The organism is Pectobacterium artocarpous, assembly GCF_046159765.1.
Lineage (GTDB): Bacteria > Pseudomonadota > Gammaproteobacteria > Enterobacterales > Enterobacteriaceae > Pectobacterium.
On sequence record NZ_JBJXVK010000010.1, the window covers coordinates 125,745 to 132,417 of the forward strand.

Sequence of the window (6,673 nt, forward strand, 5' to 3'; positions counted from 1 at the left end):
CTCTGTACCCTACGTCTTTAACTCTACCCTATTTTTTCACGGGAACAAAGGATTTTTTGTTGTTTACTTTCATAGAAAATGGTTATCGATTACACAAAGTTAAACCAGGTCACATAATCCTGTTATTTAATTACAGAAATAGCGCAATAATCATTAATGTGCTTCATCCCAGTTCATGCCTGTGCCGATGTCTACCTGTAACGGAACATTCAATTGCATACAACCTTCCATTAATGCTTTGATTTTACTAATGGATTCTTCAATAACCGAATCATGAATCTCGAAAACCAATTCATCGTGAACCTGCATGATCATCTTCACCTTCGGCGCGTCTTTCTGTAGCCAATCGTCAATCGCGATCATCGCTTTCTTAATAATATCAGCAGCGGTACCCTGCATTGGGGCATTAATCGCCGCACGTTCCGCACCTTTACGCGCCATCGCATTACGAGAATGGATGTCAGGCAGATAGAGACGACGACCATCCAATGTGGACACATAGCCATGTTCCGCGGCCTGTTGGCGCGTACGCTCCATATAATCCTGCACGCCTGGATAACGCTCAAAATACAGGTTCATGTATTTCTGCGACTCGCTACGGGGAATATTCAACTGACGCGACAGACCAAACGCGCTCATGCCGTAGATCAGACCAAAGTTGATCGCTTTCGCACTGCGACGCTGTTCTGATGTCACCTTATCCAGCGCAATGCCAAACACTTCTGACGCCGTTGCCCGATGGATATCTAGCCCGTTCGCAAACGCGTTCAATAGCCCTTTATCACCAGATAAATGCGCCATGATACGCAGTTCGATTTGCGAATAGTCCGCCGCCACAATGCTGTAGCCCTTAGGGGCGATAAATGCCTGACGAATACGGCGCCCTTCGTCATTACGTACTGGGATGTTTTGCAGATTCGGATCGCTGGAAGACAAACGCCCGGTCGCTGTAACAGCCTGGTGATAAGACGTATGCACACGCTTCGTCGCCGGATTGATCATCAACGGCAGCTTATCGGTGTAGGTAGATTTCAGCTTGGCCAAGCCACGGTATTCCAGGATCAGCTTCGGCAAAGGGTAATCCAGAGCCAGTTCAGCCAGAACTTCTTCATTGGTTGACGGTGCGCCTTTTGGCGTTTTCTTCAGAATCGGCAGCTTTTGCTTTTCATACAGAATGCCTTGTAGCTGCTTGGTCGATGAGAGATTAAACTCTTCTCCCGCCAGCTCATAGGCTTGTGTTTCCAGCTCCGCCAGACGCGCGGTTAGCTCTTTTGAGTGTTCCATGAGTATCGCGGGATCGATCAGTACACCTGTACGTTCGATGCGGGATAAAACCGGCACCAGCGGCATATCGATAGTCTGGAAGACCTGACACAGATCGGCATGCGGTTGAAGTTTTCCCCACAGCGTCTGGTGCAGATGCAGAGTGACATCCGCATCCTCGGCCGCATAAGGCCCAGCCTGTTCCAGCGCGATCTGATTAAACGTCAGCTGATTTTTGCCTTTACCCGCGATCTCTTCAAAGGTAATGGTTTTGTGGTTCAGATAGCGTTCGGACAGGCTATCCATATCGTGGCGACCCGACACGCTATCGAGCACGTAGGATTCCAACATGGTATCAAACGCGATGCCGCGCAAATCTATGTCGTACCGCTGCATCACGCCTTTATCAAATTTGAGATTCTGACCAACCTTAAGCAGCTTCTCATCTTCCAGCAGCGGTTTGAACAAAGCCAACACCTTGTCGCGATCCAGCTGTTCCGGTGCATCCAGATAGTCATGCGCCAACGGCAAATAAGCCGCTTCACCCAGTTTAATCGCAAATGATAGACCAATCAGGTTAGCGGTAAGCGTATCCAGCCCGTCGGTTTCCGTATCAAAAGCGAAAACCTCAGCCTGTTTTAAACGTTCAACCCAATCGAGCAGCGTTTTCTCATCAAGAATCGTGACATAACCGTCGGCAGAAAGCGTAAGGGCGTTATCTTCTTCAACGACCTGCTCAACCACCGCCTTGCTCACAGCCTGAACAGGCTGGCTGCTTTTTTTCCCTTCCAGCCAGGTACCTGATTCAACATCTGATAGCCAGCGTTTGAATTCATAACGGGAAAAAAGACGATGCAGCTCATCCACGTCCGGTTCATTAACGGTAAGCTGCTCGCTGCTGAGATCCAGCTCAACATCCGTTTTAATAGTGGCGAGCTGATAAGAGAGGTAGGCCACGTCTTTATGCTGTTCCAGCTTCGGCGCCATGGTTTTCGCACCACGGAAGGAAAGCTCGGCAATTTTATCCAAATTGGCATACAGCGAATCCAGCCCACCGAGACCTTGCAATAGCGCCTGCGCCGTTTTTTCACCCACGCCGGGTACACCAGGAATGTTATCCGATGCGTCTCCCATCAGCGCAAGGAAATCGATAATCAACTCAGAGGGAATACCGTATTTATCACACACTTCCTGAGGGCCAAGAATGGTGTTATTCATGGTATTAATGAGCGTCACACTTGGTGTTACAAGCTGTGCCATATCTTTATCGCCGGTACTGATCAGCACCGACTTACCCGCTTTTTCCGCCTGCACAGCGAGCGTGCCGATCACATCGTCCGCTTCTACACCGGAAACCGCCAAAAGCGGCAACCCCATCGCTTTCACCATATTATGCAGAGGCTCTATCTGTTCGCGCAGATCCTCCGGCATAGGTGGGCGATGAGCCTTATAGTTTTCGAACAGCTCATCGCGAAACGTTTTCCCTTTCGCATCAAAAACAACGGCAACGTGGCTGGGCTGATATTGCAGCAGCAAACTGCGTAGCATATTCAGTACGCCATACATTGCACCAGTGGCTTCTCCCGCGCTGTTTGTTAACGGTGGAAAAGCGTGATAAGCACGATACAAATAGGATGAACCGTCTACCAGTATTAAAGGGTTTTCTGCAATCTGAGCCATAACCTGCCGTGATCGTTGTTGTCTGTCATGGCGCTAAGCATGCCATAGGTCAGGGAAAGAGACGATCCTTAACGTAAGATATTGGCTGATTTTGCATGGATCCTCGCAAGATCACCCTGTGGATAACTTTGTGAATAGTTTTATCCGCTTAATTATTAATTTCTCCCGTTATCTCAATGCGTTTTTTTATATTTATTAATTTCATGAAGTTATAATATAAATTGCTTGTTTTTGAGGCATGACAAACTGTCATCCAATTTGTGGATATAAACCAAAAGATAAATAGCTATTGCGGATTAGGGAGATATAAAGATAAGAAGATGAACAGCAGGCAGGTATAAAGTCATGCGGTTTTACCCGCATGACTTATTAAATAATTACTTCTTGGTAATGAGGAACTTCACTACGTCAGCGTACTGTTTTACATACCCATCCATTGAACTGGTATCAAGACCATCATTCTTGATCATATATTTACCGTTAACGAACATGGCAGGAACGCCGCGTAATTGTAAATCTGCGGCAGCTTTTTCCTGCTGAGCAACCAGAGATTTCACAACAAAGCTATTCAATGCACCATCAAACTCTTCCGCACTCACACCAGCCTTCACAAAGACTTCGCGAATATCTTCCGGTTTTTGTACGGTCTGTGTTTTCTGAACAGCATCAAACATCAGCGGGGTAATTTTATCTTCTACGCCCAGCGCCATGGCCACAGCCCAGGCCTGAGTCAGGTTTTTACCTAATGGGCCAAGGAAGTCCACGTGATAACGTGTCATCTTCGTTCCTTCTGGAAGCGCTTTTTTTACTGCATCTGGGACATGGTAAACCTGTTCAAATTGATAGCAGTGTGGGCAATAGAATGAGAAAAACTCAAGAACCTGAGGTTCTTGCGTCGCAGGTTTATCTAACTCTACATATTGTTTGCCGTCAGAAAACTCGGCGGCAGAAGCACTAAATGCCAGAACAACGCCAATCAGCGCAAGCCATAATCTTTTCATAAATTTCACTCTCTCCATTTAATTTCAGTACATTGGCATTAGCTGTAGAGGAGGTTCCTGCAACAGCTGAGTTTGCCCAATAAATATTGCCGTTTGCTTCAACCAAAAATCGGCATCCGTCATCCAGGGGAAATTTTTCGGAAAAGCAGGATCTTCCCAGCGACGAGCCACCCAGGCTAAATAATAAATCTGTCGCATCGCACGAAGCGGTTCGATCAGTGCGAGTTCTTTCTCCTGAAACTCCGCAAATTCGCTATAGGCCTCTAACAAGATATCCAGTTGAATACGTTGTTCGCGACGGTCGCCATGCAACAGCATCCATAAATCCTGTATTGCCGGACCATTGCGGGCATCATCCAAATCAACAAATAGCGGGCCATCACGCCACAAAATATTGCCTGGATGACAATCCCCATGCAGACGCAGTGGCCGCCAGTCGTTATGCCAATAAGTTTCAACGGTATCAATCAGTTGACGAGTCACCTGTAAAAAATCATGTCGATGTATTTTCGGTATTAGCGGACATGTCTCCAACAGCCGATAAGGTTCATGCAGATATTCATTTACCCCAATCGTCGGACGCTCGGTGAATAACGATTTTTGCCCCGTTTGGTGAATTCGTCCGAGAAAACGACCGACCCACTCCAGCTGATCTTCATTATCCATTTCATACTGCCGCCCCCCCAAGCTGGGGAATACGGCAAAATGAAAGCCTTCATAGACGTTCAGAGTCTGTCCATTAAGTAAAACGGGCGCGACAACAGGGACTTCATCTTCTGCTAATTGCTGGGCAAAAATATGCTCTTCCTGAATCTGCACCGCGCTCCACCGTTCCGGGCGATAAAATTTCACCACGAATCGTTTACGATCTTCATCCGCAAACTGATACACCCGATTTTCATAGCTATTTAACACCGTCAGGCCGGAATCAACGCGCAGCCCAACATCCAGCAAGGCATCCACGATCAGATCTGGGAATAGCGTCTGGAAATTAAATATCGAACTATTCATCACGGTCACAAATGGTTAGAGGCGACGTAAGAGATATTCGTGCAATAGTTAGCATCATGAACGTGTTATTCCTTTCCACTAGTCTTTAATAACTCCCCGAGCACGAAGCAAAGCTGTCTTAAAATCTTCTTCGTAGTCCTTCTTCAAACCGGGGATGACTTGTTCTTTATCTGCATCACGCATTTTTAGATGGTAAATAAGGATATCATCCGTCAGTTCATTTAACTGCCCCTCGAACCCCGCCTCCTGTGCAAGGTTTTGTAAAAATTGCACCAGATTTAAATCGGGTTCTTTTTGCCATGCTGGGTGCAACAGTTCAATCAACTCATTAACGCGATGACATTTCATTTTTTTCTCCTTAAAAACGATTTGTACTCAATAAATTTCAATATGCAGGAAGCCGCCTGAGCAATATTGAGCATATAGTGATAAAAATAACAGCCTTGCGTACATGAGGAAAGAGCTTGGTCTTCTGCGAAAGTTTTCAGAGAATAGCGCAGCGTTTACCTCTCAAAGACTTTCAGAATAGAGGGAAATGGGCATAGATAATTAGGAAGTAAAATGATTACAGGCGTTATTCTCGCTGGCGGACGTGCAACACGTATGGGCGGACACGATAAAGGTCTGGTAACACTGAACGGTGAGCCGCTATACCTGCACGTTCTGTCTCGTCTTAAAGCACAGGTCAACGAGGTTATTATCAGTGCCAACCGCAATCAGGCTGTATATGCGAAAAGTGGATGCCAAATTATTGGTGACTTTGATACAAGCTTTCCTGGCCCGCTGGCAGGAATTCTAAGTGGATTACATGCCGCCATGTCCGAATGGGTGGTATTCGTCCCCTGCGATGTCCCAGCTTTTCCCCTCGATCTGGTACGTCGCTTGTGGCAAGAGCGGGGGAAAACAAATGCGGCTTATGCCACTGACGGAGAACGTCCACATCCCACATTACTCTTAATCAATAAAAACCTTATTGAACCACTAGAGACCTACCTGCATCTCGGAAATCGTAAGCTGATGCTATTTATGGAACAGGTTGGAGCAAAAGCTGTTTCATTTAACGATCAGCCCGAAGCTTTTCGCAATCTGAATTCACCTGAAGATTTATCTAATTGGGAGGCTTCACGCAGTGAACGATAATCATCTGCCTCTACTCGCAATTGCCGCCTACAGTGGCACAGGCAAAACAACGTTACTTAAAAACGTCATCCCTTTGCTGATTAATCATGGCGTTAGAGTCGGGTTAATTAAACATACACATCATCACATGGATATTGATACGCCGGGCAAAGATAGCTATGAACTGCGTAAAGCGGGAGCAACGCAAACCGTTGTCGCCAGCAGTCAAAGGTGGGCATTGATGACGGAGACCCCAGAGCAGGAACAGATAAATATTTACGATCTGGTAGGGAAAATGGATGCCTCAACTCTCGACCTGGTGCTGGTTGAAGGCTTTAAACACGAAAAGATCGCTAAATTAGCTCTATTTCGCCAATCATTGGGCAGAGAATTAAGTGATTTGATCGATGAATATGTTATCGCGATTGCAGCGGATATGAAGATAGACACCATTCTTCCAGTACTTGATATCAATCAGCCGAAGCAGGTTGCTGATTTTATTCACCAATGGCTCAAAAGTAACCGTCTGTAGCCCGGGGATGAGCGCTGTAGCAGCCATAAAATCAGCGACCAAAATCCTGTTGTTGCTGAACCCACTC

6 protein-coding genes are annotated in these 6,673 nt (G+C 46.5%); 2 read left to right on the forward strand and 4 right to left on the reverse strand.

What is annotated here, in order from left to right; genetic code table 11:
* Positions 1-153 precede the first annotated feature (153 nt).
* The 4 genes from polA to ACKQAD_RS08810 form a co-directional block, all read right to left on the reverse strand.
* Positions 154-2,943, reverse strand: a complete 2,790-nt coding sequence (gene polA / locus ACKQAD_RS08795) for a DNA polymerase I (protein WP_409159807.1) — start codon at positions 2,941-2,943, stop codon at positions 154-156.
* Between the two features lie 377 nt (positions 2,944-3,320).
* Positions 3,321-3,944, reverse strand: coding sequence for a thiol:disulfide interchange protein DsbA (gene dsbA, locus ACKQAD_RS08800; protein ID WP_039542363.1), 624 nt, complete (start codon positions 3,942-3,944; stop codon positions 3,321-3,323).
* Positions 3,945-3,968: 24 nt separating this feature from the next.
* Positions 3,969-4,955, reverse strand: coding sequence for a serine/threonine protein kinase (locus ACKQAD_RS08805; RefSeq protein WP_409159808.1), 987 nt, complete (start codon positions 4,953-4,955; stop codon positions 3,969-3,971).
* A gap of 78 nt (positions 4,956-5,033) precedes the next feature.
* The gene (locus tag ACKQAD_RS08810) at positions 5,034-5,303 is read right to left on the reverse strand and encodes a YihD family protein (protein WP_005968263.1); all 270 of its coding nucleotides are present in this window, start codon (positions 5,301-5,303) and stop codon (positions 5,034-5,036) included.
* 213 nt (positions 5,304-5,516) lie between these two features.
* On the opposite strand from ACKQAD_RS08810, the gene mobA reads away from it, so the two are divergent.
* A complete protein-coding gene (gene mobA / locus ACKQAD_RS08815) occupies positions 5,517-6,095 on the forward strand; it encodes a molybdenum cofactor guanylyltransferase MobA (protein WP_409159809.1) in 579 nt (192 codons plus the stop codon).
* Positions 6,085-6,606: a molybdopterin-guanine dinucleotide biosynthesis protein MobB gene (gene mobB, locus ACKQAD_RS08820; RefSeq protein ID WP_409159810.1), complete on the forward strand. Its 522-nt coding sequence runs from the start codon at positions 6,085-6,087 to the stop codon at positions 6,604-6,606. The genes mobA and mobB overlap by 11 nt, the downstream gene beginning before the upstream one ends.
* The last annotated feature ends 67 nt before the right edge of the window (positions 6,607-6,673 follow it).